The organism is Spirosoma luteolum, assembly GCF_054778875.1.
In genome coordinates, this window is record NZ_BAAGZE010000003.1 from 42,401 (window position 1) to 67,807 (window position 25,407).

Consider the following 25,407-nt stretch of genomic DNA (forward strand, 5'->3'; position numbering starts at 1 on the left):
AAGTCTCCCTATCCACACCCACACACCATACAACCCTCCCGAACACCATGCTCTCTCTCGACACGCAAACGGTCGGCGGCTACCTGGCGGCCGTCGACCCGGTACCCGCTGCGGCCCTGGGTCCCGATTCCTGGTACGCCCGGCGCGGCAAACGCCTGTTCGATGTCCTCGTGGCGCTGCTCGTAACCATCACGGTACTGTCGTGGCTGGTGCCGGTGGTGGGGCTGTTCATTCGGATCGGATCGCCCGGACCCATTTTTTTCCGGCAGCGCCGGAGCGGTAAGTTTGGGCAGGTGTTCTGGTGCCTGAAATTCCGCAGCATGTATTACCGCCCCACGCAGTTTGCGCAGGCGACTCAAAACGACGCCCGCGTAACGCCCATTGGCCGGTTTCTACGCAAAACCAACCTCGACGAAATGCCCCAGTTCATCAACGTACTATTGGGCGATATGAGTATCGTAGGTCCACGCCCCCACGCCATCGAGCACGATGACCGCTACTGGTTTACCCTTCCCAACTACCACCTGCGCTACCATGTACGGCCGGGTGTAACGGGACTGGCCCAGGTACGGGGTGCCCGGGGCGAAACGGATAAACTGGCCAAGATGAAGCACCGGGTCACTTACGACCAGTTGTACGTAAAGCGCCAAAGTTTTGGCGTGGATATGAAGATATGTTTTATGACCGTTGGCGCGATGCTTAAAGGGAATGTTAATGCTTGGTAGCATATAAGTAAAATGGTTTTGAGTCATGCCGCAGGAAAGTGTAATATACGGTACAGTAATTGACAAACATGCTAAAATCTTGGCACTGAATGATTTTAACAACATTGAGTCAATATCAGCTGGAATAAACAATAAAATTAGAATAGATCAAAAAGTTTATTTTGTATGTGGCATATGGTGGTCAATAGAAAGCCCAATTCAGGCAATAAAAATTTTTTATAAAATACTCAAAAATAGATTAAAGTATCCACGCATTCGAATACTAGTGATGGCCAATACTCGTAAAGAAAATCGCATACTGAAATTGCTCGGAATTAATAGTTTTTTTTGCAACCAAAATTGCTTTATCGATGAAAATATCTTTAAAATCCTACCCGATACAAAAAAAACTTATAAAGCTATTTACAATGCTACGTTAAAAGCGTTCAAAAGACATCTTTTATTGAAGACAACATCTAACGTTGCTTTGCTTACTTACAATTTCCAAAACGTTGATTACAAAGATAGTGTTGACAAAGCCTTAACAGGGCACATCTGGTTAAACTATACGAATGGAAAGCCTACTTTCTTAAACAATGAAGAGGTCAATCTTGCTTACAACCAATCGAGAGTGGGATTGGCACTTTCAGCAATTGAGGGGGCGATGTATGCATCTTGTGAATACCTTCTTGCAGGAATACCAGTAGTTTCAACGAAATCAAAAGGTGGTAGAGAGGTTTTTTTTAACGAAATGAATTCAATCATTGTAGAAGATTCAGAAAAATCTATATCAGAAGGCATTAATGAGTTAATTAAGAAAAATATTTCGTCAACAACAATACGAGTTGATATTCTCGAACAGATTCAAGCTCACAGGTCATTTTTCATTAAAAACATTGATGAAATTCTAAAATTAGAAGGCTACACGCATTCAATAAAAGACACTTGGGATGAGTGGTATATCAACAAACTTCGGCATGAATACACCATGGAAGAGTTAATTAGTAAATTAATTTAGGCTGTGAGAAAATCCATTTTAATATCTGCTGTAATAAAAGCTATAAGTATCTTAGTGAATTTGGTATACGTGCCATTAACACTTAGTTACATTGACAAAAATGAGTATGGTATATGGCTAACCTTGAGTTCTGTTCTCAGTTGGTTCAACCTTCTTGATCTTGGCTTTGGAAATGGACTTAGGAACAGATTTGCTGAAGCAGAAGCTAGAAATGATATTGAAGAACAAAGAAAACTATTTCAAACCACTCTGTGTGCTCTTTTGATTATTGGATCAATGGTAGTTATAACATACTACACCTTTTCTAAGAATATACATTGGTCTTCATTTTTAGGTATCGATGTTGGTTATGACGAAACTATAAAAGTGCTTTTTGATATTATAATAATACTTTTTTCCCTTCAATTTGTGTTGCAAATTTATAATCCAATACAACTAGCAAAGCAAAAGCCTGAAAACGTATCGCTTGCCTTATTATTTGGAAATATATTAGGACTTGTATTTATTTTTTTTCTTAGAAAATACACAAAACCGTCTATCATATATTTAGGAACAGCAGTTGTTTCGTCTAATTTAATTGTCCTGTTGATTCTGTTCTATATTCAGTTAATAAAACAAAATCACTTATTAAAGAAATTCAAGTTGCCTAATCTAAAAGATTTATCAAACGTCTCTGAGCTCGGATTGAAGTTCTTCGTTGTAAACGTTGCATTCGTTGTTCAGTATCAAACCACAAATATCTTAATTAGCAAGTTTTTTTCAACAGAACTTGTTACTCAATTCAATATTTCATATAAAATGTTTAGTACTATTTCAATTCTTTTCGGTTTGTTGACAACGCCATTATGGAGTACCGTCACACATGCGAAAGCTAATAACGATTTCAAAAGAATAAAAAATATAATACAAAAACTTATGCTGGCTTGGCTTTGCACATGTATACTAGGTGTAGTAATATTAATATCGGCAGATCAAGTAATTTCAATGTGGACAAGCAGCAAAATCAAAGTCTCTTCATCAATAAATTTAGGCGTATTACTAATTGTGCTGTCGGCTTGTTTTTCGTCTATATTTATAAACACCTTGAACGGGTTGAGCAAAATTGGATTACAGTTTTACTTATCGCTTATAACAATATTTTTTTTTCTGCCACTGGCACATTTCTTATCAATAACCTTAAATTTTGGAATTTTTGGATTATTCATGGCAATTATTATAGCTAACGTAAACGGTATAATAGTAGCTCCACTACAAGTTGTTAAAGCAATTAGAGCACATAACTAAGTAAACAATAAACATAAACTGTGAAAATGGAAATTTCGGCTCGAATTACTTCGCTCTTTCTTTTTATATTAGCAATAATAGTAAGAGAGACAATTGATAGTGCGTTTAACCAATATAGCTTTGAACTTAATATCACTGAGTTTACTTTTTTATTGATATTTATATTTGTATGCTTACTAAATTTTGTAAAAAAATTCCTCAACAGAATTGTCCTCATATCATGGTATATTTATTATCTATGTGGCGTAGTTTTTCTAAATGCTTCCGCTTTAAACGATTCTAAATTAAACATTGACAACTCTAGTCCTGATCAGTTTTATTTTCTCAGTTTGATTGCTTTAACCATAGGAATATTGTTTCATGAAAATTTTTCGCAAAATGTAAACCATGTCAGTATTCCAAAAAAAGAAGAAATTCCTACAATAATAACAGTTATTTTCTTCACATATCCAGTTGCGCTAATTTACTCTATTTATACAAACCTGGGATTTATTCCTCTGATAGCAGGAAAAGATTTCACAACAGAAATGTATACATCAGATTACGGAGTAATTTATAATTACAAATTTTTAATAGGCTTCAGCATCCTTCTCTGCTTATATTTTTATTTGGCTAGCAAAAAATATGTTTATATAATTCTCTACATTGCCTTTTCTTTTATAAGTCTACTAGATGGACGCCGAGTAATTGTGATGATTACCATAATGTCTACTCTGGTAATGTACACATTATATAAAAGTAGATATGGTAAAATTAATTATAAAGTACTACTAATCTTACCTGTCGTGTTAATTCTTATATATTCTTCTGCCACCGTGTTCAGGGGCGCTGCTGGTGCAGATATAAGTTCTATAGATTTATTATTAAAGAACTTTCCTATTGGTGTTGAATATACTGATTATGCTTATTCTTTTGAAACATATGAGCCTGGGAATATAAAAGGTTATAGCTTTATTAAAAGTGCAGTTGGCTCATTTACTAATTCTAGCGTGTTATCGCTTCTTGGGTTTGATAAAAATGAACTCGTGCAGTCAGGAAGTGCATACATATGGATGCGTGAATATGGAATAGAATTTGGTATTAGAACCGGTATTATTAGTGAACTGTATTTTGATTATGGATATTTTACTATATTAATAATGTTTTTGATGGGTCTTTTTTTTAGTTATGTAAACAAAAATATAATGACAGCCACCAACACATTAAATTTTTTGCTTTTGTGTTTGGTCTTTTCTTACAATGTTTTGTCCATCGTTGGACAAATAGATGTATATTTTGGCGCAATGCTGATGCTGATTTATCTAAAAATTTTATTTTACATCATCAACAAAATTTCCCAAAAAAAACCTAAAAACATTATAACAGCGTAGCATTATGGTTTTTATCGTAATACCTGTACACAATCGTGTAAACTACACGATTAATTGTCTCAAAAGTTTGAAAGATCAAACATTTAAAAACTTTAAAATAATTGTAGTCGATGATGGCTCTACAGATAAGACATCACAGATTATAGCTTATGAATTTCCCGATGTAAAAGTATTGAGAGGAAATGGCGACTTATGGTGGACAGGAGCTACAAACCTTGGGATAGAATATGCCCTGTCTATAGCGCCGTCAAATCAAAAAAATTTTATACTCACTCTAAACAATGACACTTTAGTTTCGAATGACTATTTAAAAAATCTTATTGATACTTATATCTCAATTAATAATGACCTTTCTATTATTGGGTCTATAAGTGTAGATTCCAATAATAGCTCTGTACTAACTTACGCAGGCACAAAAATCAATCTTTATTTATCTGGTGAAACAGATTATGCTAAAGAATTATTTGCCAACAGAGTCTCAAATATTAAGAAAAACACGAAATATCTCAACAGTGATAGTTTACCAGGAAGAGGCACTCTCATTCCATTTGATGTAATTCAAAAAATAGGCTTGTTTGACCATTTAAACTACCCTCATTATCTCGGTGACATAGAATTTTCTGTTCGAGCAAAGAAGTCGGGCATTGGTGTTTATGTTAGTACCAATAGCATCGTTACTGAATTTGTTGATGCTTCCGGCCTTCCGGTTCAAACTAACATTTCCACAGCAAAATTCATAAGAGGATTCTTTTCTATACGGTCATCTACCCACCTAAAGCCAAGGTTGAGGTTTGCTCTGAGTCATACCAAAACTAAAATAGTTTATTTTATTTTAGACGTATTAAGAATGCTTACTGGTTTTGCTATCCGTAAAATTAGGAATGCATAGTTTGATTCATATCAACCTTATTTAACAAAAGAGAATTATAAATCAGATTGGCTTTTTCTGTTATTGCTTGCTGAGTGTATTTACACTCATACCCTTCTCTAAGACCGCAATCAGGCAAATTTTTATTTTGCTTGATCGCAAGTATTTTATCTACTAAATCATCAGAACTGTTTAATCTAAATAACAAACCGAGCTTGCCGTTGTCTAAAATCCCCCTAAAGTTTTCTTGGTCAGAAGCTATTACAAAAGTACCTGTAGAAAAAGCCTCTAGTATTGTCGTTGGCAGTCCTTCATACCAAATCGAAGGCACTAGAATTGCTTTTGCGCGTTTCATCATGTCTATTCCCGCCTGCCTGTCAAGTTTTCCAACGTACGTCACGTTTGTGTATTGATTCGCAACCTGCTCTACCTCCTCTCGAAAGGGCCCATCCCCTGCAATAACCAACTTAAAGATCTGGGATTTGGCTGCTTCCAATAGAACCTTTATTCCTTTCTCAAATGATAAACGGCCTATATACAAAAAGAAGTCCTCCCTTTGCTCTGGACCACTGTAACCGAGGTCAGGCACCGCATTCGGTTTCACAACCACCTGCTCAGGTCGCAGGTTGAGCGACGAATCCAGTATCTTTTTACGGGCAAATTCAGTCAGTACAATGTATCGGTCAACACTTCGCCATAAGCCGGTCAGTTTGTGCAAACTCGTGATAGCTGTCAGTTGAGTGGACTGGATGCGTGAATCACGGAAACAGCCGTACCTTATACCTGCCAGTGGAATGGTTTTGGTCAGGCACCGCTCGCAGGGAACCTGCTCGGCCCGTGACAACATGCCACTGTTACACACCAGCCGGTAATTATGTAGCGTCATGACGACTGGTATACCCCGTCGTTTGGCCGCCCGAATAACTGAGGGAGAGGCTTCGTAAAACAGGTTATGGATGTGTACGATGTCGGGCTGAAACGTGTCGATGGCCTGCTCAACCCGGCGGGCCGACTGACTGTTGTACAGCGATTTCACGGCCCCCAGCAGATTACCGATCAATGAGCCATCGAAACTTTCATTAGTGAACTCTACCGTTTCGACTGCATGGCCGTTTTCGCGCAGTGAGCTTACTTCCTGCTCAAATACCCCATCTTCTCCCCCTCGCTGCTGGTAGTAGTTGTGAACGAATAAAATGCGCATGATTTACTGACTACTAAATGTTTACGCGTAAGCTGGCAGCTCCACCAACGCTTGCCGGGAGCCAGCCGCCCTGATCGAGGGCAACAGATAAATTCACACTGGCGTTGCGCAGCCAGTTTACCGGCAATGAAGTGGCCAGTAGTCCCGAAAACTGATTTTTAGGTAATCGAGGGTCTGACTGAATGGGACGCCCATAATTCTGACCCACGGACAGCAACGCCCGAACCTGAGTCCCTGAAGGCCAGCCCCCCAGCAGCCCCACATGCAATACCTTCACCCGGTTATTGCTGATCATGATAGGGCCAAAGCCCCCTTTTACATCCCGCAGTTCCGGCCGGGCATCCACCGTGCGGGTCAGAAACGGAGTACCGACCACGCGCTGCCGATAGGTCCAGCCATCCGAATACTGGTAGTTGTTGAAATAATCATCGGCTCCGTCGTACAGCCGGCTACCTGTTTTAATATCAAAACCACCCTGATCGGTTGTCAACAGCAATTCCAGTGTCAGTTGCCGAAACTGGAAACCGGTAACGGCCGAACTGTTTGGCTTCCAGCGGATACCGTAGAGGCCATCGGGCAGGTTCTGAAAAGCCACACCCGATTTATCTTCGTAAGGGTGCTGGTAATAGGCCAGCCACTGGCTGCGCTCCCCCAACCATTCGAGGGCTACATCGATGGAACCCAGGTGATTGCCAACCCGGTTTAGCCGGTCGATCTGCACATACTTAGCGGAATCGGCCGCCGGGGGTTCAGCCGCCCGAATCACCTGCCAGTAGTCGCTGAGCGAGCCGGGCAATGTACCGTCTTTTGCCAGCGTACCGGCCTGTCGTCGCCCCCCCCATTGGGCGTAGTGCGTCGCCCCGGCGTATAGGCGTAATCGGTGTTTCAACAGGCTTAGTCGTGCAAATAAGGCTTTCTGGTGCAGGAACGACCCCTGCACCGAATCGGCCCGGCCAAACCAGCCGTGGGCATACAGCGCGTTGATGGCCACCACGCCCCGGGTAAATCCCAGCGGTACAAAGCCCGCCGTACCCAGCTGCACCTTCGGCAGCGGCAGCGCATTGCCCGACCAGGCATAAGAGCCCGAACTCAGCAGTGTATCGACCAGCCCAAACACCTCCCGCCGACGGCCTGCATACAGCTCGAACCGCCCCAGCCGCAGCTGGGCATAGGCCTCCGGCAACAGCAGCCGCCCGCCCGAAGGTGCCGCCTGCCCCACCATTTCAGCACCCAGCTTGAGCCGCAGCCCCTGGGGTTGACTTGTCAGATCGCGGTTCAGCACGCCCCCCAGCCGGACCAGCCCGGCTGGGTTATCGAGGGGTATGGTGCCATACTGGCGGCTGCGGAGCCAGAAAGGCGTTTGCTGGCTGGTGGCGGCCAGCCCCCCCACTTCCACGAACAACGCGCGGGGACGGGTGGTGGTATCGGGAATGGCCTGCCCACTGGCGGTGCGTACCAGCAGCAGTGCCATCAGGAAGGATCGGTAGCGGTTGATCAAAGCGGTAAGGCGTTAGGAACGTATGCCGACTACGGTTCTCAGGCGGTTGATGACCCGCACCGGCAAACTGAACTGCTGCTGAAACTGGCGGGTATAAAGCGGGTGTTCGGCCGGATCGGCCGCCAGCTGAAACTGGCGCTGGGTACCCTCGTCCTGCGTGGTCTGGTAGCGGTTATACACATTGGTGTTTACACCCTCACCAGACTCAAAGCCGATGTTGTTTACCTTGGATACGGTTGGGTACAGGGTCAGCTGCCGGCGCTTGAACTGCGCGTAACACAACCGGATGTCCCAGGCTTCGATCTCACCTTGCACGGCCCGGCGCAGCATTCGCACCCGGTCGCTGCCGTACTTATTGAATGCCCGGCGCTGGGCCGGATCAGCCATGAACTGGTCGAAATCGGAAATGGCCCAGTCGGTATTGGCCCAGCGGTCGGCCCAGATGCCCCAGCCCCAGGCGCAGGTGCGGCCATAGACGTAGGCATCGTCGGTATAGCCGGCCGGTCGGGCAAACGGGAAGGTGTAGCCCCCGATCGAGAAGATGCGCGGGTGATCCCGGTACTGGTCCAGCCCCTGGTTGATGAAATCCAGAAAGTTGGGCGTGGTCACGATATCGTCTTCCACCACGATCACCCGGTCGTGGGCGGCCAGCACCGTCGATACGCCCGTGATGATGGCGCTGGCGCAGCCGGCATTGGCGTCGTTCAGGTGCAGCGTCACCGAGCGAAAGCCCGTGATCTGCCGGGCCAGCGCCCGCACCTCGGCTACTTTGGCTTCGTCGGCGGGCCGGCGGGGCCCATCGACAAACACGTACAGATCACTGGCAGCGGCCAGGTAATTGGCCTGCAGGGCCTTGATCGTCCGCTGCAGTTCGGCCGCCCGCTTGTAGGCGAATAAGGCGATGGGTGCTGGCATAGTTACGGGTACAGGTTGCGATGAATGCATTATGGGTCATTTTTTTAGCTATTTATGGTGTGGCAAAAAGAGGAAGCAAAACGGTACGGCTGGTCTGGTCAGTCGGATTTTCCCATCCAGCGCTGGGCTTTCAGGGCGTGCGTCAGCAGGCGGTTAGCCGCCCGCACGGGTAAGCTGAATTTCCAGCGCATGTGCTGCACGTAGTGGGGCAGGCAGGTCATGTCGTCGGGCAGGCTGAACACCTGCTGGGTGCCGGTATCGAGCCGGGTACGGTAGCGGTTGTACCCATGCGTATTGGTCGATTCACCGGTAAAGCCAATGTTATCGACCTTGGAGGTGGTGGGGTACACCGTGAGGCCGTTCTGGCGGGCTTCGGCGTAGCAGAACCGGATGGCCCAGGAGTCGATCTCGCCCATGCGCCAGCGTTTAAGCATCTTCAGCCGGTCGCTGCCGTACTGCTGGAAGGCCTGCACGCGGCTGCGGTCGGCCAGAAACGCGTCGTAATCGCTCACCGCCCAGTCGACCGATGCCCAGCGGTCGGCCCAGGTGGCCCAGCCCCAGGAGCCGGTACGGGGGAAGAGATAGGCATCGTGCGGGTAGTTGGCGGGGCGGTCGAAGGCAAAGGTGTACCCCGTCAGGGAAAACACCCGGGGCTGGTGCTGGTACTGCCGCAGGCCCTGGTTCATGAAGTCGAGGAAATTGGGGCTGGTGACCAGGTCATCCTCGAGCACGATGGCGCGGCCGTGTTCGGCCATCACCTGCGAGACACCGGCAATGACCGATGCGGCCAGGCCCCGGTTTCGGCCGGCGTAGTGCCGGTGAATGGTGTGGAAACCATCCAGCGCGTCGACAAGCTGTTGTACGGCCTTTACCTTGGGCATATCGAAGGTGTGCCGGGGGCCGTCGACAAACACATACAGTTCACTTTGGGCGGCCAGCGGATTGGCCCGCAGGGCCGCCAGCGTACGGGCCAGTTCGGCCGGTCGCCGGTAGGCAAACAGCACGATGGGGGCCAGTTCCGGCGAGGGCGTAATGGGTTGATCAGGGTTCATAGGTTGGATAGGACGGCCGGCCAGCCAGCAGTTGCCGGCCGGCTTTTAACACAAAAAGCGTATTGGTGACAGCGTACCGGCGAAACAGTCGGCGCGGCTCCATGGCCAGCCGGTACACCCATTCGAGCCCGTTGCGCTGCATCCAGCCCGGCGATCGGCTGACGGTGCCGGCCAGAATGGGCAGGGCCCCGCCGATACCCAGCAGCACGGCCGGGATGCGGTGGCGCATGCGGGCCATCCAGTATTCCTGCCGGGGGCAGCCCAGCGCCACAAATACCAGCTGTGCCCCCGACGCGCGAATGGTGGCCGCCATGGCCTCATCTTCGGCGTCGGTCAGGGGGCGGAACGGGGGCGACAGCGTACCGGCAATGGTCAGCTGCGGATGACGCGCCCGGCACACGGCTACGGTCTGGTCCAGCACCTCGGGCGTGGAGCCGAAGAAAAACACCGACAGCCCGGTTTCGGCCGCCCGGCGCACCAGATCAGGTAGCATGTCGATCCCGGCCACGCGTTCCTGCCGGATACCGTATTGGCGGTTAATGAACCAGGTCAGCGGCATGCCATCGGTCAGCACCCAGTCGGCTCCGTTGACGGCCTCGGCAAAGCGGGGGTCCTGGGTAGCCTCGACAGTCATGTGAACATTGGCGAAGCAAACCGAGCGGGCTTCGCGCCGGCGGGCAGCCTCGACCAGTGCTTCCTGAACAGCGTGGTAGGTACCCAGCGACAGCCGCAGGGCCAGCACCGATGCGCGCTGGTGTTGAGCAGAAACGGATGGAGCAGTTAGCATGGAGCAGGGTGAGTCAGACAGACGTAGTGAAGTCGGGCGGAGCAGGGGGCACACGACATGGCCGGCAGCAGGCTACGCGCCTGGCAAACGGGCTGCTGCACCGGGGCCGTGTTCGGGAACGGGCGCGGTTACAGCGGTCGGTACGGTAGGGTTTGATCGGGCCGGGGCCACAGCGGCTGAATGCCAGCGCGTTGATCGAAACGAGAAGAAAACGTAGCGGTAGACGACATACGCAGGGGGTGGATAGTAGCAACTAAACGGAGGCTGCCAGGCCTGCCAATCGGGGCTGGCGCAGCAAGCGCAACTCAAATATAGCAAAAAAAACGCGTCGGGATTTAGACCCCGGCCGTGCGACCCATGACAACCTGTCTCTACGTATCGTACTGATTATCAAGCCCTAACAAAGTAAACAATCCAATTATTTATTGCCTCGTTTATACTGCCCATTTTTCTTGTGAACGCTTTTTCGGTTTCGTAACCATAGGCAGTCACCTGGTACATAGCACCCCAAAAAAAGTCACAAAAAAAGTCCTCCTGAAAAAGGGATTTCAAACCGGAATTTTTAGTGTACGGCGTCCGAAATCAGGGCCGCCGGCGCCTGAAAAAAATTTCGAATGTGTGTAAACGGTAACCCGATGCCGGCCCTACTGGTCAGTTCGGGCGCTTTCGCTCCCCTACCCAACGGGCACAAAAAAACCGCAGCGACCGGCGCTGCGGGGTAGTATCCAGGCAAACACAGTACACGCTGGCGGGGTAGCTCAATGGCCGGTCAGCCATTGCCGGAGCAGGTAATAGCCGAAGAGCGGGTTGGTAAACGCATACCGCCGGCCGAGTCGGCTGGGGGCCTGTACCAGCCGGAACAGCCACTCCAGTCCCGCCTGCTGAATGAGCCGGGGGGCACGGGCGCGGTAGCCGGCCAGCACGGGCAGGGCGCCCCCCACGCCCAGCAGCACCGCCGGAATGCGATCCTGCATCCGGGCAATCCAAAGCTCTTTTTCCGGGCACCCCAGCGAAACAAACACCAGCCCCGCCCCCGACGCCGTGATGTCGGCAATGATAGCCTCGTCTTCGGCCGGGGTAGCCGGTCGGAACGGGGGCGCCACCATGCCCACAATGGACAGGGTCGGGTACATGACCCGGCACAGCTGCCAGGTACGCTGGTGCACCTCGGGCGTCGATCCGTAGAAGAAAACCGGAATCTGCTGCTGTGCGGCCAGCCGAAGCAGGGTGTCGGTGGCGGCCATGCCGGCAATCCGCTCGGGCCGGAAACCATAGAGGGCCCGCATGGCCCAGGTCAGCGGCACCCCGTCGGCCGTGATCCAGTCGACCCTGTTAACGGCGGCTGCTACGGCCGGGTCGCGCTGGGCGGCCACCACGAGCGGCACGTTGGCAAAGCACACGCCCCGCGACTCCCGACGGCGGGCGGCCTGCATGATCGCGCGCAGCAGGGACTCACGCGAACCGGTGTACAGATCAAGGCTGATCAGCCGGGCTTTATCGCCCGTCATGGTAGACACTGGCCGATCGGACAGCGGCAGAGAGGATATGGTTTGCATAGGTGTTCAGGCAGGTAACGGGCGGTAAACGGATGATCAGGGTCTAAACAGACAATGAACTAAGCAGAAGTACTTAAGCAATTCTGCTGCCTGAACCCAGACAAAAATCGGACCACCGGCCGTTTACGTAGCCTTCTTGTTTCCCTTTCCTATGTACCGGATACACAACAGTTGACTGGCTTCGCTGTAGCCCCATCAGCCCCACCTACTCGACCCGCACCTGTGCACCCACACTGCCGGGAAGCCCCCCGGTGGTGGCCCCTTCGGCCCGCAGCCGCAGCCGGGTACGGGCATCCGATGTCCAGAACGTTACCGTTACCCGCCCGTCGGTTCCCGTCTGGATCAGCGGGGCCCAGTGCAGCGTAGCCCGATAGTCAGGCCTCTCTGGGCCGGGCCTATTCTGGCCGGGCCTGTCCTGGCCGGGCCGCTCCGGGTTTGTGGCTGATTGCTCGTAGCGGGGCGCGTAGAACTCCCGAACGGGGGCATAACCGGGTAGTTTGGCCACGAGCGTACCCGGCGCGGGGCCCCGCACCACCTCGCCCGAACTACCCCGTTTGGTCAGTACAGCAATAACACCGCCGGCTCCCTGCGAGCCGTAGATGGCCGCCGAAGCCCCCTTGAGCACATCGACCCGATCGACATCTTGCACCGAGATCGAATTGATGGTCTGCAGATCGACCGGCATGCCGTCGAGTACGAACAGCGGCTCGATAGCGCCCCCGAAATTCACGGCTCCGCGAATCTGCACCCGGGCGTTGAAACCCGACCCCGTTACCTGCACGCCTGCTACCCGCCCCTGAATCACGTCCAGAATTGAGATACGTCCGGCCGTATTCCGGTCGTCGAACACCACCGATGCATCGGGGGCGCCGTAGATCCGGCGCGACGCCAGCGGGTCGGCCCGTTTGGCTTTGACGGTCACCGATTTGAGCAGGATTTCGCGGTTCTGGCGAATCTGCCGCTCGATGGCCAGGTACTCGCCCATGCGCCGGCGCAGTTCCGCCAGTTCGGCCCGGCTGATGTCGACGGGATTGTAGGGTACCCGCAGCAGCCGCACGGTGGGTGTCAGCAACTGATCGAGCGATACGGTCAGGTCCCGGTTGTACTTACCTTTAATGGCCTGAATCAGCACCATGGTGGTATCGGTAAAGTCCAGGTTGTAAGCGCTAAATGCCCCTGTGGCATCGGTTTGGCCGGTCATGAAATCGCGGGTGCTGTCGCGGTGACTCACGAAGAAACTCAGGTTGACCGGTCCGCCGGTTTCGCGCTGGCCACTGCGCTGCACCCGCCCCGTCAGCGACAGCCCCCCTTCGATGGGATACACCACCGGAGGGAGTTTACCGGCCAGTACATCGGCCCACACAAACCGGCGCCACCCCTGCGTCATCAGCAACAGGTCGAGGTGCCGCCACCGCTCGGGACTCGTCGATTCGAAATAATAGCCGGGTTGTTCGATAAAGCCGGTGAGGTCGGCACTCAGCAGCAGGTGCGACACCAGCGTGGCCGCGCCGGAGTCGGGCTCAGGCAGCTGCTGCCCGTCAACAACGGCCAGCGAGAGGTTGGCCGGTACAGGTCGGCCCGCGGTGTCGGTGGTGGTGATGGTCAGGCCCACGCGTTCGCGGGGTTTGTAGACCCGTTTATCGGTCTGGACGCTTACGCGCAGGCGCCCGCCCCGATCCACGTAGATCAGGCGCTCGCACACGGGCTGGCGATTTTCGTCGAACAGGGTCAGCTGGGTGATGCCTTCGAAAAGCGTTTCGCGGGGCAGGGTCAGCACGGACTGGCTGCGGCTCAGCGGAATCTGGGCACTCTGCTCGGGTCGGCCCCGCGACTGCGCCAGCAGGGTCAGCATCCAGGTTCCGGCCGGGCGGTTATGCCGGATGTACACCCGCACATGCTGGCGGCTGCTCACGTTATCGACCTGCAGGCTGACACCGGTGGCCAGGGCGGCCGGCAGCGGATAGGGCTGCAACGGCCCATCGCCGACGCGCGCGAACGCCCGGTAGGTTTGCCCCGCTTCGGGTTTGAGCACAAAAAAGCCCATCCCGTTGTGGATGCTTTCGAAGCCGGTCAGCGTATCGTTGCGGCTGTCGATCACAAAACCGCTCACCGGCAGGCCGTAGCCCCGCCGGTCGGTTACCTTGAAGGCCACCCGGCTTTCGATGCCGCTGACCAGATAACCGCCTTCGGGCATAAACTGCACGTCGGGGGTTCCCTCCGGCTCGCCCGGAGCCCCCGCCCGGCGGGCCGACTCGTCGGCGGGCAGCACCGTAATGGCTTTGCGGTAGTAATAGTCGGCCGGGTAATTACGCATGTAGCCGGTGTAGGCCTGCAACACGTAGGTGCCGGCAGGCAGCGAATCGGGCAGGGTGAGCTGCCCCGGTGCGTAACCGCCGGTCGCTTTCAGCTGGAGCCGGGCCACAATGATCGGGGCCACGGTGGTCCGGGCCACGGTGGTCTGCGGCTGGGCGTCGATCAGGTCGACATACAGCACACGGCTCAGCGTATCGGCTTCGTGGTTGATGCCGTTGACTACGTAGCCTTTCATCCAGATCGTTTCGGCGGGCAGGTACACATCGCGATCGGTGTGTACGTATACTTTTTCGGTGGGCAGGTGCCGGGTGTGGGCGGTTAGTCGGTCGACGACCAGCTGCAGAAAGTCATCGGCGGGCACAAAAGCCGCGAGGGTAAAGGCGCTGACGAGGGCGGTCAGCAGCACACGCGCTGGGCGAAGCATGCAATCAGAATTAGGGGTGTGGTGTACGGGTTATGTACCGGATCGCCTAAATTAGCAAAAATCCCTTCCAACCTATGACCAATCGTCCCCTCAAAAAAGCCCTTGTCGTTGGCGCAACGGGCCTGATTGGCGATCTGCTAACCCACCGGCTGCTCGATTCGGCTTACTATGAGACGGTTACCGTGCTGGTCCGTCGTCCGCTTGGCTGGAGCCATCCCCGGCTCCGCGAACAACTGGTCGACTTCGACGCGCCGGCCCCGCTGACCGACCCCGTCGATGATGCGTTCTGCTGCCTTGGCACGACCATGAAGAAAGCCGGTTCGAAGGGTGCGTTTCAGAAAGTCGACTACCAGTATCCGCTCGACGCGGCCCGGCTGGCCCGGCAGGCCGGAGCGACCCAGTACGCCATTGTCACATCGATGGGGGCCGATCCCGACTCGTCGTTTTTCTACAACCGGGTGAAAGGCGAAATCGAACGCGACCTGGCGGCTCTCGACTACCCTACCCTGCTGATCTACCGACCGTCGCTGCTGCTGGGCGAGCGCCACGAGTCGCGGCTGGGCGAACGGCTGGCCGAGAGTGCCATGCGGCTGCTCAATCCGCTTATTCCGGCCAAGTACAAAGGCATCGATGCGTCGCGGGTGGCCAGTGCCATGCTCAAAACGGCGCAGCAGTCGCTCACAGGCCGGCACGTGTTCGAATCGGATGTGCTGCAGGGCTTCTGATGAACGGCCCGCCCCCTGCCCCACTGACGGTACGACCGGCCCGGCCCGCCGATGGGCCGGTACTCTACAGTTTTCTCTGCGTCCTCGAAGACACGGTACTGGATCCGCAGGCGTTTCTGGCGGTGCTGGCGCGCAATCTGGCCAACCCCGCCATCAGCTACCTGGTGGCCATCGACAGGGGCGTGCCGGTGGGCTTTGTCAGCTGCCATGTGCAATACCTGCTCCACCATACCGGGCCCGTTGCCGAAATTCAGGAGCTGTTCGTGCGGCCCGACTACCGGCGGCAGGCGGTGGGCCGGCTGCTGCTCGACAGCCTGCTGGCGCTGCCCCAGGCCCGGCACTGGCTCAGTCTCGAAGTCACCACCAACCGCCGGCGTACCGACGCCACGGCTTTTTACGAAGCGCAGGGGTTTGTGGCTACCCATCTCAAACTCGTCAAATCAGCTCCGTTATGATTCGTTTGCTTACCGGCCTGCTGCTGGCCGGCACCCTCAGCGCTACCGCCCTACCCCGCCCTCCGGCGGCTGCCCCCAAACCCAGCCGGCTCGAGCAGCAGCTGCGGCAGGCCCTGACCGGCTTCCGCGGGCAGGTAGGTATCTACGTGCGTAACCTGCGCACCGGCGAAACCGTCGCCATCGACGCCGACACGCTCTTTCCCACGGCCAGTACGGTGAAGATTCCGATCCAGTGCGGCCTGTTCGCCAAAATCCACGCCGGTGCGCTGCGCTACGATCAGCCACTGGTTTACCGCGATTCGCTGCACTACGACGATGGCATTACGGGATCGCTGAAAGACGGGGCCAAACTGCCGCTGAGCGAGGTGGTGATGCTGATGGAAACCGTGAGCGACAATACCGCCAGTCTGTGGTGTCAGGCGCTGGCGGGGGGCGGCACGGCCATCAACGACTGGCTCGCCACCAATGGGTTTCATCAGACACGGGTAAATTCGCGCACCCCCGGTCGGGCGACTTTCCAGGCCCGCTACGGCTGGGGGGTGTCGACGCCCCGCGAACTGGCCGACCTGCTCGTGTATATCCGGTCGGGTAAAGCCGTCAGCCCCGACGCCAGCGATGAGATGTACCGAAATTTAGGCCGGCAGTACTGGGATAACGATGGGCTGTCGCAGCTGCCCCCCGAGATAAAAACAGCCTGCAAGAACGGGGCTGTCAACCAGGCCCGGTCGGAAGTCGTGCTCGTTCACGCGCCCCACGGTGAGTATGTGTACTGCGTAATGACCAAAAACCAGGTCGACCAGAGCTGGGAGCGCACGAACGAAGGCTTCGCCCTGCTCCGCACGGTATCGGCACTACTTTGGCACCATTTCGAACCTAAATCGACCTGGAAACCAGCACCCGGCTATGAGAAGTGGTGGTAAAACAAAAGCGCGGCTGACTCCGTAAGGAATCAGCCGCGCCCGGTATGAGGCAACTGGACGGAGCCTAGTTGTTCAGAAACTTCAGTTTCATTTCGCTCAGCTGGTTGCGAATCGATCCGTCGACCTGACGGTCGCCCATCCGCAGCACGTAGCCGCCGATCAGGCTGGAATCGATCTTCTCGTCGAGCGCCACCGATTTGCCACCCATGGCCTTCGATACCATGTTTTTGAAGATGGTCCGCTGCTCCTCGGTGAGGGGCACGGTGGTGATGATCGTGGCCCGGTCGACTCCTTTCAAACGGTCATACTGGGCAATGAATTCGTCGGCAATAGCACCGATGATGGCCTCCCGGTTCTTGTTGGCGATGATCTTGAAGAAGGCCATCGTCAGGGGGCTGAACCGTTTAGCAAACACCTGCTCTACGATGGCGTTTTTCTTTTCGGCCCGCACGATGGGGTTTTTCAGAATAAGCGCCAGCTGCCGGTTTTGGGCAAGCGTATCGCGGAAGAACAGCATGTCGGTGTGCATGGCATCCAGCACGTTCTGTTCTTTCGCCAGATCCAGCAACGACTTAGCGTAGCGGGAAGCTACTGTAGCAACAGCCATTGTCGGTTAGTTTAAACGTGAGTTGGCAACCAGATCGCTGACGAGTTTTTCCTGAGACGACTTGTCGCTCAGTTCTTTGCGCAGCACTTTCTCGGCGATATCGAGCGAGAGCGTAACGACTTCCTTCTTCATCTGCTGGACGAGGGCCTGCCGTTCGTTGTTCATCGTTTCGCGGGCCTGCTCCAGCAGCCGTTTGCCTTCAGCGTCGGCCCGTTCGCGGGTGTCGGCCAGCATTTTGTCGGCCGTTTCTTTGGCACCGCGCAGAATGGCTTCGCGCTCCTGCCGCGCCTGGGCCAGCAGTTTTTCGTTGTCGGCTTTGAGGGCTACCATTTCAACCCGGGTTTTTTCGGCCAGGTCGAGGGCGCTCTGAATGTTGTTCTCACGTTCGGTCAGGCTCGACGTAATGGGACCCCAGGCTAGTTTACGCAGAATGAAAAACAGGCCGAGGAACACCACCACCTGCCAGAAAAGCAAGCCAAGATCGGGAGTAAGTAAGTCCATTTATGTATGAAATTCGATGGTTGACGTTTCGATTGTGAACCAACGACCGGGGGCCGTCAGGCTTGTATGCGCTTGGTGCAGGCGCGGCCGTATGACCGGTCCTGCTCAATCTTTTGTTGAAGAACGTCCATCGGCCGGCTACCCCAAACCGATGGACGTTTTTCGGATACTCATTCGGACTGTTTGTGCCGGTGCCTACTGCAACCAGCCAGTCCCGTTGGTGTCGACTGCTGTTGCCGGGCGATTAAGCCGTAGCAACCAGCAGACAGATAACAGCTGCGAACAGGGCAACGGCCTCGATCAGAGCTGCGATGATCAGCATGGCGGTCTGGATCCGACCAGCCGCTTCGGGCTGACGGGCAATACCTTCCATAGCGCTACCGCCGATACGACCGATACCCATACCGGCACCGATAGCAGCAAGACCAGCGCCGATAGCAGCACCAAATACAGAAATGCTACCCGTGGCTTCCAGCAGCAGACCAAACAACATTGCGAACATGATTGATTTATTAAACGTGAAACAAAAGATTGCAATAGAAAAAAATTAGTGCGCTTCGGCACCTTCGTACCCGATGCCGTGGTCGGCTTCGTGGTGCTCTTCAACCGCACTGCCGATATACATGGCCGTCAGCAAGGTGAAAATAAACGCCTGCAGAAACGCAACCAGCAGCTCGATCAGGTTGAGGAAGAGCGAGAAGAACAGCACAACCGGACTGATAGCCCAGCTGGTCAGGGTACCACCCATGGCGTTGGCCATGAAGATCAGCCCCAGCAGACTCAGAATAATGATGTGGCCGGCGGTGATGTTGGCGAAAAGCCGGACCATCAGCGAAATGGGCTTCATGAACACACCCACGATCTCGACCGGAATCATGATCAGCAGCAACGGGATAGGGACACCCGTGGGCTTCACCAGGTGCAGCCAGTAGTGCTTGTTACCGCTGAAGTTGACGATCAGAAACGTGATCGTGGCCAGCACGAGCGTTACGGCGATGTTGCCGGTCAGGTTGGCCGCGCCGGGCAGCAGCCCCAGCAGGTTGTTGATCAGAATAAAGAAAAACAACGTCAGCAGGTACGGCAGGTACTTCGTGTATTTGGGGCCGATGCTGGGCTTGGCAATCTCGTCGCGAACGAACAGGATGATGGGCTCCAGCGCCGACTGAATACCTTTCGGAGCGCGGCCTTTGTTTTTGGCGTAGCCTTTGGTCACGGCCGAGAACAGCGTCAGAATGATAACGGCGCTCAGCAGCAGCGATGCTACGTTTTTGGTGATCGAGAAGTCATACACTTTGGCTTCCTCGTCGACGGCACCCGTGGCCGTTACGCGGTGAATTTTACCGTGTACGTTTTTGTAGCCGTTGTACACCTCGTCGTGGGCGAGCCGGGCCGACGAGAACACCTCGACACCCCGATCGGCCGAGTACAGAATAACGGGCAGGGGCAGCGTAACGCCGTGGGCAAACTCCCAGCCGTGATCATCTTTGATGTGGTGCATGATCATCGAACCCACATCGAACTTACCAGCCTTGGCCGGGGCATGGGCTTCAGCAGCCTGATGGCCTTCATGACCCTCCTGCGCCTGCACCGATACTAACGAGCTCAGAATTAGCGCCGTAGCAACCAGAACTTTTTTATATAATGAACGCATCATATGATGTAATCGACCGATTTTATGAATCGCGTCGCAAGTTACGGTTCATCGTCCAAATCTCAAAACCCCTGTAACATATATATAGTACAAGAAAGTTAATGATGAACGTCCGCCGGTCGGGGATGTGGCGGTAGAGAAAAAAACCGGCGAAGGCCAGGGCTGCCACCATATGCACCACCGTTACCCCCAGCAGGAACGCGACCAGATGCTCGCGATTACCCTGTAAACCAATGCTCACCAGCCGTTCGCCCAGAAAGCCGAGGCACAGATAGAAGCCCAGCATAACCGGCCAGCGCGGATGCAGCCAGGAAACGCCCATATATTGTTCGGCTACGAAAAGTACAATTGCCAGTATGAATGTGAAGAGGAGGAGTCGAATCATAAGCCCTTGCGCCCCTTAAAGGCGTTTCAGCCTGCAAAGGTCAGCAGGATATTTCTAACTTCCAGCCCCGCCTGCACAGCCGGCCCACCACCGCCCGGCAAAAAAAGCAATCGGCACCGGCCTCCGCTGCGTATGTAGGTGCGTAGCGACAGTTGGCGCGGGCAGGGCGCAGGCCCCTATCCGATGTCACCAGCCGACTATTTAGTGAACCAGCCCAATCGATTTATTACACCGACCTGCGTAGTTTTGCTTTTCGTGCCTATCCATGCGGGGCTCTGCTCCACCCTCTACACGGAGTTGTCTGCCCAGTCATTCCCGCGTCATCCATCGATCGCCCTAGCTGTCCGGCCAGTTACCTCGTCACGCGTGCCGTTCCTGGTTAGCGGCTCATCCCGTCTGTACCAACCGTTTTTTTTCAACTAACCACCCGTCTATGCGGCCACTCCTACTACTTGTCTTTTTTTCATGCGCATCACTGGCGGTTTCCGCCCAGAAACTAACCGGGCGCGTTATCGATCAGGCGTCCCAGCAACCCATTCCCGGCGCTACTGTACAGGTCAGGCGCACGCAGGCGGGCGCCCTGACCAATGCCGCGGGTACCTTCACGCTGGCCAGCCTTAAACCGGGCGATGTGCTGGCTTTTTCGTACCTCGGCTATAAAGCCCAGGACATACCCTACACAGGCCAAACCGACCTGACCGTCGAACTGGTGGCAGGTGTCTCGCTCAACGAAGTGGTCGTGACGGCCCTTGGTCTGGAACGCAACGCCCGGAGCCTGGGCTACGCCATTCAGAAAGTCGACAGCCGGCAGCTCAGTGAGGTGAAAGCGCCCAACTTTCTCGACAACCTGTCGGGCAAGGTGGCCGGCGTAATGATTACCTCGGGATCGACAGGCGTGGGCTCGTCGTCGCGCATCATTATACGGGGCGAATCGTCGTTTACAAACAACAATCCGCTGTTTGTGGTCGACGGGATTCTGATCAACAACGCCACGGTCGTCAATCGGGTCAACGACGATGCCAACGGCTTTCAGGAAATCGACTTCGGCAACGGCGCGATGGATATCAACCCCGACGACGTGGCCACGGTATCGGTGCTGAAAGGGCCCGGTGCAGCTGCTCTCTACGGCACCCGCGCGGCCAACGGGGTTATCCTGATCACGACCAAAGATGGCTCGTCGGCGGGCAAAGGCATTGGTGTGAGTTTCAACAGCACGTTCTACACCGAGCGGCCGTTCCAGCTTCCCCGGTTCCAGAACCAGTATGGACAGGGCAACAGTGGTGCGTTTAAGTACGTCAACGGTTTGGGCGGAGGGATCAACGATAATATCTCGTACAGCTATGGCCCCAAACTCGACGCGGGTCTACTGATTCCGCAGTACGACAGCCCCGTCTCCCTGCCCGACGGCCGGGTAGTGCGCGGAGCCGACACCTACGTGTACAGTGGTCTGCCCATTACCCCTACCCCCTTCGTATCGCACCCCGACAACCTGAAAAACTTCTACCAGACGGGCCATACCGCCATCAACAACCTGGCGATTTCGGGCAGCTACGACAAGGGCAGCTACCGGCTTTCGTACACCGACCTGAACAGTCGGTCGACCATTCCGGGCGTCGACCTGAAACGCAAAACGCTGGCCGCCCGCCTGCAGTTCGAACCCATCCGGCGGCTGAAGTTCAGCGCGTCGATCAACTACATCAACACCGGCAGCGACAACCGCCCCGCCACCAAATACGGCTCGGAAAACATCAATTATGCCCTGAGCGCGTGGCTGGGCCGACAAACCGACGTGAATCCCATGAAACAGTACTGGCAGCCGGGACTGGAGGGCATTCAGCAGTTTTCGTATAACTATACTTACTTCGACAACCCGTACTTCACGCTCTACGAAAACCGCAATTCGTTTAACCGCGACCGGCTCATCGGCAATGTGGCCGTAACGGGCGAGCTGGCCACCAACCTGACGCTGATGGTGCGCAGCGGCATGGACTACTCGAGCGAAGGGCGGCAGTTCCGGCGGGCCTTCAGCAGCAACCGGTTCAAGAGTGGGGCCTACGCCGAAAACGCCGTGTTCTTTCGCGAAATCAACACCGACTTTCTGCTGAACTACACCCGCAGCCTGGGGCCGCTCTCGCTCGATCTCTCGGCCGGCGGCAACCGCATGGATCAGCTGGCGTCGTTCGATCAGTACCAGGCGCTGACGCTGGCGCAGCCGGGCGTGTTCAAGCTCAACAACGCGGCCTCGCCGGTGGAGGTTTACCAGCAAAGCGCCCGCAAACGCATCAACAGCCTCTATGCGCTGGCCAAACTGGGTTATAAAGACCTGCTGTTTGTAGACATTACGGGCCGCAACGACTGGTCGAGTGCGCTGGCTACGCCTGCCTCGACGGCCAATACGGCTTTTTTCTACCCGTCGGTGTCGGCCAGCTGGGTGCTGTCGAACCAGTTCCGGCTGCCGGCGCTGGTATCGTTTGCCAAAGTGCGGGCCAGCGTGGCCAGCGTCGGCAACGACACCAGTCCCTACCAGACCACGGGGGTATTCAACGCCCGCAACCCCGTTTTCTCGCAGCCGGCCTTCAGCGACCAGAGTACCATTGCCAACACCAACCTGAAACCGGAGTCGATCCGGTCGGTAGAGGTGGGGGCCGATGTACGTTTCCTGAACGACCGGCTGGGCATCGACCTGACGTACTATGACGCCCGAACCCGCAACCAGATTCTGTCGCTGCCCATCGCCATCCCGACGGGTTACAGCGAACGGGTCATCAATGGGGGGGAAGTGCGGTCGCAGGGCATCGAAGCCGTGGTAACCGCCACGCCCATCCAGACCAGCCAGGTGCGCTGGACGGTAGGGCTGAATTTTAGTCGCAACCGCACCCACGTGGTATCGCTGCCCGACGAGGCCGGCACGCTGACACTGGGTTACAACCGCATCTACGACAACGTGAACCAGACCGTCTGGTACCAGGTGCGGCAGGGCGACCGCATGGGCGACATGTGGGGCACGGGTTACCTGCGCAACGCCCAGGGCGAGTTTATCGTGGGCAGCAACGGCCAGTACATCGCCGACAACACGCTGAAGAAACTGGGCAACTACAACCCCGACTTCATGGTGGGGCTGTCGAACCAGCTGAGCGTCCGGAACTGGAGTCTGGGCTTCCTGCTCGACTGGCGGCAGGGCGGCATCCTGGTGTCGCGCACCCTGGCACTGGCCGGCGTGGCAGGGCAGCTAATCGAAACCGCCGACCGGCCCGACGCCGGTATTGTGGCCAACGGCGTGGTGAACACCGGCACCGCCGACAACCCAAACTACCAGCCCAACACCAAAGCCATTCCGGCCGAAACCTATTACCGCATGTACTACGACCGCAACAACGAGGAAAACAACACCTACAATGCATCGTACGTGAAGCTGCGGGAGATGAGCATCGGCTATACCCTGCCCGCATCGACGGGGCTGGCCCGCAAACTGGGTATGCAGCGCCTGACGGTGGCCCTGGTGGGACGCAACCTGCTGGCGCTGTCGCACATCCCGCACTTCGACCCCGAGCAAACCTCGTTTCAGCAGAATCAGCTGCAGACGGGCGTCGAAGACATGACCTATCCGACCTCGCGAAACATCGGGGTGAAACTAAGCGTGAATTTCTAGGGCATTCGAACGACCAGACCACCGGGATGCCGGACCATCGGAATGCCAACTGGTAACCAACCGACAATCATGAAACGGATTCTATATAGTACCCTCCTGCTGCTGGCGCTGACGAGTGTATTGCCCGGCTGCACGGAGAATTTTCAGGACATCAACACCAACCCCAACGCGCCCGTGGATGTGCAGCCGTCGCTGCTGTTCCGCAAGATTCTGTTCGACTATGGCGAGCAGATGTCGTACGAAGCCTTCGTGGCGGGTAACCTGCTGGGACAGTACTTCACGGCCATCGACTTCAACCTCTTCGACCGGCACAGCCTGAGCGAGCCGCAATACGGCGGCAACCCCTGGCCGTTTATCTACACCAACCTGCGCGACAACGAGATTCTGCTGCAGAAGTCGCGTGCCAATCTGGCGTTCGGGGTGTATGAAGGACCGGCGCTCATCCTGAAAGCCTATATGGCGGCCGCCCTTACCGACCTCTACGGCGACGTTCCTTACAGCGAAGCCCTGCAGGGTAAAGGGGGCGTTATCACCCCCGCCTACGACACGCAGGAATCGATTTACACCGCGCCTGGCGGCATCCTCGACAACCTCGACAAGGGCATTACCGCCATCAATGCCTACAAAGGTGCGACCGCCCTCGACGGCGACATTCTGTACAACGGCAACCGCAGCAAGTGGATTCTGTTTGCCAATTCCCTGAAGATCAAAGCCCTGATGCGTATCTCGGGAAAGGTCAACGTGAAAGAGGCCCTGCAGAAAGTGGTGACAGATGGCAACTACATCAAAGCCAACGCCGACAATGCCGTGTATCGGTTCTCGCTGTCGCAGCCCAACAACTTCCGCATGTCTACAGCCCGCATCGGCGACTACAACCTGTTTATCATGTCGCTGACCAGTCAGGAGCTGCTCGCCAGTCTGAATGATCCGCGCGTTGGGGTGTATTTCCGCCCGACGGCGGCCAAACCAGGCACCTACAGGGGCCTGCTCAACGGACCGGATGCCTCAAAGCTCTCGATCTCGGTGGCCGACTATTCGTTGACGGGCACCATCTTCCGGGAGAACTCGGATCGCCTGTATGCCAACTACATGACGGCCTACGAAACAAGTTTCTGGCTGGCCGAAGCTGCCGAACGGGGGCTGGTTACAGGCCAGGCCAAAGACCTGTACGAACGGGGCATTACGCAGGCATTCGAGTACTGGGGCACCGCGCTGCCGGCTGCGTACCTGAGCAGCAGCGCCGTCGCGTACGGGCAGAACGGGCAAAACCCGATTCAGCAGATTCTGACGCAGAAATGGCTGGGCAACCTCAATAACGCCTACGAAGGCTGGACCGAGTACCGGCGGACGGGCTTTCCGCGGCTGAAACCCATTTCGGCCAGCCTTAATACTGGGCTTATTCCGGTGCGGATGCCCTACCCCGGCACCGAAAGCGCCCTGAACGCCGTGCAGTACCAGAAAGCCGCCGACAAAACCCAGCGCAACAGCATCAACGTACCCGTTTGGTGGGCTACCCGCTAACCG

22 protein-coding genes are annotated in these 25,407 nt (G+C 54.7%); 10 read left to right on the plus strand and 12 right to left on the minus strand.

Annotated elements, in window-relative coordinates; all coding sequences use genetic code 11:
• Positions 1-47: 47 nt before the first annotated feature.
• Genes ACYVAC_RS03005 through ACYVAC_RS03025 form a run of 5 tightly spaced genes read left to right on the plus strand, consistent with a single transcriptional unit; the run spans position 48 to position 5,265 of the window.
• Positions 48-725: a sugar transferase gene (locus tag ACYVAC_RS03005; RefSeq protein WP_461096085.1), complete on the plus strand. Its 678-nt coding sequence runs from the start codon at positions 48-50 to the stop codon at positions 723-725.
• 25 nt (positions 726-750) lie between these two features.
• Positions 751-1,722 carry a glycosyltransferase gene (locus ACYVAC_RS03010; protein ID WP_461096086.1) on the plus strand — a complete coding sequence of 324 codons (972 nt, stop codon included), beginning with the start codon at positions 751-753 and terminating at the stop codon, positions 1,720-1,722.
• A gap of 3 nt (positions 1,723-1,725) precedes the next feature.
• On the plus strand, positions 1,726-3,006 hold the full coding sequence (locus tag ACYVAC_RS03015; protein ID WP_461096087.1) for an MATE family efflux transporter: 1,281 nt from the start codon (positions 1,726-1,728) through the stop codon (positions 3,004-3,006).
• A gap of 26 nt (positions 3,007-3,032) precedes the next feature.
• Positions 3,033-4,376: an O-antigen polymerase gene (locus tag ACYVAC_RS03020; protein WP_461096088.1), complete on the plus strand. Its 1,344-nt coding sequence runs from the start codon at positions 3,033-3,035 to the stop codon at positions 4,374-4,376.
• Positions 4,377-4,380: 4 nt separating this feature from the next.
• Entirely contained in the window at positions 4,381-5,265 is an 885-nt protein-coding gene (locus ACYVAC_RS03025) for a glycosyltransferase family 2 protein (protein WP_461096089.1), read from the plus strand.
• Here the strand turns inward: ACYVAC_RS03025 and ACYVAC_RS03030 are convergent.
• The 7 genes from ACYVAC_RS03030 to ACYVAC_RS03060 all read right to left on the minus strand — a co-directional run bounded on the left by ACYVAC_RS03030 (position 5,252) and on the right by ACYVAC_RS03060 (position 14,990).
• A complete protein-coding gene (locus tag ACYVAC_RS03030) occupies positions 5,252-6,445 on the minus strand; it encodes a glycosyltransferase family 4 protein (RefSeq protein ID WP_461096090.1) in 1,194 nt (397 codons plus the stop codon). The two genes, ACYVAC_RS03025 and ACYVAC_RS03030, sit on opposite strands and share 14 nt — an antisense overlap.
• 13 nt (positions 6,446-6,458) lie before the next feature.
• Positions 6,459-7,943, minus strand: coding sequence for a capsule assembly Wzi family protein (locus tag ACYVAC_RS03035; protein WP_461096091.1), 1,485 nt, complete (start codon positions 7,941-7,943; stop codon positions 6,459-6,461).
• 12 nt (positions 7,944-7,955) lie between these two features.
• Positions 7,956-8,858, minus strand: coding sequence for a glycosyltransferase (locus tag ACYVAC_RS03040; protein ID WP_461096092.1), 903 nt, complete (start codon positions 8,856-8,858; stop codon positions 7,956-7,958).
• Between the two features lie 98 nt (positions 8,859-8,956).
• Positions 8,957-9,910 (minus strand): glycosyltransferase, encoded by a 954-nt coding sequence (locus ACYVAC_RS03045; protein WP_461096093.1) that lies wholly within the window; start codon positions 9,908-9,910, stop codon positions 8,957-8,959.
• A complete protein-coding gene (locus tag ACYVAC_RS03050; RefSeq protein ID WP_461096094.1) occupies positions 9,900-10,697 on the minus strand; it encodes a WecB/TagA/CpsF family glycosyltransferase in 798 nt (265 codons plus the stop codon). The genes ACYVAC_RS03045 and ACYVAC_RS03050 overlap by 11 nt, the downstream gene beginning before the upstream one ends.
• 758 nt (positions 10,698-11,455) lie before the next feature.
• Positions 11,456-12,253: a WecB/TagA/CpsF family glycosyltransferase gene (locus tag ACYVAC_RS03055; protein WP_461096095.1), complete on the minus strand. Its 798-nt coding sequence runs from the start codon at positions 12,251-12,253 to the stop codon at positions 11,456-11,458.
• A 205-nt stretch (positions 12,254-12,458) separates the two neighbouring features.
• The gene (locus ACYVAC_RS03060; protein ID WP_461096096.1) at positions 12,459-14,990 is read right to left on the minus strand and encodes a TonB-dependent receptor plug domain-containing protein; all 2,532 of its coding nucleotides are present in this window, start codon (positions 14,988-14,990) and stop codon (positions 12,459-12,461) included.
• A gap of 74 nt (positions 14,991-15,064) precedes the next feature.
• On the opposite strand from ACYVAC_RS03060, the gene ACYVAC_RS03065 reads away from it, so the two are divergent.
• From ACYVAC_RS03065 to ACYVAC_RS03075, 3 genes are read left to right on the plus strand one after another with little or no spacing between them, the layout of a single operon-like run.
• A complete protein-coding gene (locus ACYVAC_RS03065) occupies positions 15,065-15,715 on the plus strand; it encodes an oxidoreductase (RefSeq protein WP_461096097.1) in 651 nt (216 codons plus the stop codon).
• Positions 15,715-16,170, plus strand: a complete 456-nt coding sequence (locus ACYVAC_RS03070) for a GNAT family N-acetyltransferase (protein WP_461096098.1) — start codon at positions 15,715-15,717, stop codon at positions 16,168-16,170. The genes ACYVAC_RS03065 and ACYVAC_RS03070 overlap by 1 nt, the downstream gene beginning before the upstream one ends.
• A complete protein-coding gene (locus ACYVAC_RS03075) occupies positions 16,167-17,090 on the plus strand; it encodes a serine hydrolase (RefSeq protein ID WP_461096099.1) in 924 nt (307 codons plus the stop codon). The genes ACYVAC_RS03070 and ACYVAC_RS03075 overlap by 4 nt, the downstream gene beginning before the upstream one ends.
• A gap of 64 nt (positions 17,091-17,154) precedes the next feature.
• Here ACYVAC_RS03075 and atpH read toward each other — a convergent pair whose 3' ends face one another.
• The 5 genes from atpH to ACYVAC_RS03100 all read right to left on the minus strand — a co-directional run bounded on the left by atpH (position 17,155) and on the right by ACYVAC_RS03100 (position 20,234).
• Positions 17,155-17,697, minus strand: a complete 543-nt coding sequence (gene atpH / locus ACYVAC_RS03080; RefSeq protein WP_461096100.1) for an ATP synthase F1 subunit delta — start codon at positions 17,695-17,697, stop codon at positions 17,155-17,157.
• A 6-nt stretch (positions 17,698-17,703) separates the two neighbouring features.
• A complete protein-coding gene (gene atpF, locus ACYVAC_RS03085) occupies positions 17,704-18,198 on the minus strand; it encodes a F0F1 ATP synthase subunit B (protein WP_461096101.1) in 495 nt (164 codons plus the stop codon).
• A gap of 244 nt (positions 18,199-18,442) precedes the next feature.
• Entirely contained in the window at positions 18,443-18,691 is a 249-nt protein-coding gene (atpE, locus tag ACYVAC_RS03090) for an ATP synthase F0 subunit C (protein WP_461096999.1), read from the minus strand.
• Between the two features lie 54 nt (positions 18,692-18,745).
• Positions 18,746-19,852, minus strand: a complete 1,107-nt coding sequence (atpB, locus tag ACYVAC_RS03095) for a F0F1 ATP synthase subunit A (RefSeq protein WP_461096102.1) — start codon at positions 19,850-19,852, stop codon at positions 18,746-18,748.
• A gap of 19 nt (positions 19,853-19,871) precedes the next feature.
• Positions 19,872-20,234 carry a hypothetical protein gene (locus tag ACYVAC_RS03100; protein WP_461096103.1) on the minus strand — a complete coding sequence of 121 codons (363 nt, stop codon included), beginning with the start codon at positions 20,232-20,234 and terminating at the stop codon, positions 19,872-19,874.
• A gap of 433 nt (positions 20,235-20,667) precedes the next feature.
• On the opposite strand from ACYVAC_RS03100, the gene ACYVAC_RS03105 reads away from it, so the two are divergent.
• Both ACYVAC_RS03105 and ACYVAC_RS03110 read left to right on the plus strand, forming a co-directional pair.
• On the plus strand, positions 20,668-23,883 hold the full coding sequence (locus tag ACYVAC_RS03105) for a SusC/RagA family TonB-linked outer membrane protein (protein WP_461096104.1): 3,216 nt from the start codon (positions 20,668-20,670) through the stop codon (positions 23,881-23,883).
• A 69-nt stretch (positions 23,884-23,952) separates the two neighbouring features.
• Positions 23,953-25,404: a SusD/RagB family nutrient-binding outer membrane lipoprotein gene (locus ACYVAC_RS03110; RefSeq protein ID WP_461096105.1), complete on the plus strand. Its 1,452-nt coding sequence runs from the start codon at positions 23,953-23,955 to the stop codon at positions 25,402-25,404.
• Positions 25,405-25,407: the final 3 nt, after the last annotated feature.